Annotated in this window: 1 protein-coding gene and 1 pseudogene; one reads left to right on the top strand and one right to left on the bottom strand. The window is 72.6% G+C overall.

Going from position 1 to position 1,881, the window contains the following annotated elements; translation table 11 throughout:
• Positions 1 to 147: 147 nt before the first annotated feature.
• Positions 148 to 414: pseudogene (locus tag ACWF94_RS39680) on the top strand (MerR family transcriptional regulator); the annotation flags it as partial.
• On the opposite strand, the gene ACWF94_RS39675 reads toward ACWF94_RS39680, so the two are convergent.
• Positions 404 to 1,642, bottom strand: a complete 1,239-nt coding sequence (locus ACWF94_RS39675) for a TetR/AcrR family transcriptional regulator (RefSeq protein ID WP_453500022.1) — start codon at positions 1,640 to 1,642, stop codon at positions 404 to 406. The pseudogene ACWF94_RS39680 and the gene ACWF94_RS39675 sit on opposite strands and share 11 nt — an antisense overlap.
• Positions 1,643 to 1,881 lie beyond the last annotated feature (239 nt).

Below are 1,881 nucleotides of genomic sequence, written 5' to 3'. Positions count from 1 at the left end.
CGGCGGGGGTACCTCCCACGCCTCTGGGCGTAGGGTGGGGGTACCTCCCACGCCCCCTGGGCGTAGGGTGGGGGTACCTCCCACGCCCCCTGGGCGTAGGGGGACCGTAGGCGACTGACGACAACGCGGCGAGGTGCGGTGCCAGGGGAGATCGGCCTGCTGCCCGAGCCCGTGCGGGGCGGCGACGACCGCCGCCGCTACGGCTACGAAGACATGATCCGGCTGCTGTGGATCCGCAGGATGGCCGGCGCCGGGATCGCCCTGGACGACATCCGTGACGCCTTCGCCGACACGGCTTCCGCCGGTGCCGACCGCGACGACGGCATCGCGAGCATCCTGGAACGGCTGGAGGAAACCCTCGTCGCCCAGGAAGCAGAACTGCGATCACGACATCACACGGGCCCTAGGAGTCGTGCCCGCCCAGCAGCAATCGCAGCATGAGTTCACCGGCTGCTGCCTCGGTGGGACGACCGCGGCGCATCACCGCCATCACCTGTACCGCCTCGTTCGCGGCGGCAACGAGGACACAGGCATCCGTCCGCTCCAGATCCCCCCGCACCTGCACCAGGACGTCGGCGCAGACCTGCCGTACATCGGCCTGGCGTCCGCGGATCCGCGCCCTGTCGTGCCGGGGCAGGGCCCCGCCCTCACGGGCGGCCACCGCGACCATGTCGCCGGCGGCGAACACGGCTGCGCTGTAGGAGCGGGTGACGAGGCGGAGCGCCTCCGGTGCGGAGCGCGCGGCCGCCAGAGCCTGATCGACGGCGGCCTCCGTCCTCGTGACCGTGAGATCGCAGCCGTCGACGAGGATCTCGGCCTTCCTCCGGTACGTTCCGTACACGGTGGTGCCGGAGATGCCGACCGCTTCGCCGATCTGGTCCATGCGTACCCCGTGGTAGCCGTGCCGGCGGAACAGGGGGGCCGCCAGGTCCCTGATCTCCTGGCGCCGCGAACGTGGACGTGCCCAGCCCGGCGCAGCGGGCCGCACTGGTGCGGGTGGGCGGTCGGCCAGAGGGGTGAGGTCCGCCGGGGTCCGGACCAGCGCGAGCAGGGACCGGGTGAACAGGGCCTGCCGGCGCGGTCCGGGCACGGTACGGGTGGACCAGCGGGCAAGCAGCGCGAGCACACCGCTCAGGGCCCGCAGACGTACCTTCGTCTGCGCACGGGTGAGACCGGGGCACGCCTGCCGAACCGCGGCGCTCATGATCTCGGTCACCTGGAGTTCCCGGGCATGCAGTTCGCCCCGCGATGTGGCGGACAGCGACGCCCGCTCTCGGAGATAGGTTCCGATGGCGTCGGGACGGGACAGTGTGAGGGCGACCGCCCCGCGTACCAGGTACCGCAGGCGGGCGTCGGCGTCGTTCACCCGGATACGGGGACGGGGGGTGATGGCGGCGGTGAACTCGGCCAGTGCATCCTCCAGCACCGTCCGCAGCAGGTCGTCCTTGTCGTTGAAGTGCCGGTAGATGGCGCCTGGTGTGACGCCGACTCGTTCGGCGATGTCACTCATGCCCGTGGCAGCGTAGCCGTCCCGGGCGAAGAGTCCGGCGGCGACGCGGGTGATGGTGGCCCGCCGGTCCTTGGGCCGCCTGGCGTGCCCCGGTGCCGTGCCGGCCGGCCCTCCGCGTCCGGTCTCGGTCATGGCGCTCCGCTCCGCGTGGTCGGGGGCCGGTGCCGTGTGCCGTACGCCGGCTCGCGGCCCTGCTCACGTTCCCGGAGCGCAGAGTGTTACGGGAACGCTCAGGTGTCGCCGCGGCGGGCCGCCCACTCTCCTGTCACTTCCAGGAGCAGCGCACCCAGGTCCTCCTGCCGCGGCAGGACGGCGTCCGAAACGCCGGTCAGCACGACCGCCGCGAGGAGGCGGCCGGCCCGGTCCAGGAC

The organism is Streptomyces sp. NPDC055078 (assembly GCF_053607985.1).
The sequence above is the reverse complement of the archived record's forward strand: the minus strand, read 5'-3'. Positions and strand labels throughout refer to the sequence as shown.

Excerpts from the sequence above, each read along its gene's own strand:
- ACWF94_RS39675 (WP_453500022.1), bottom strand. The coding sequence starts at position 1,642 with ATGACCGAGACCGGACGCGGAGGGCCGGCCGGCACGGCACCGGGGCAC.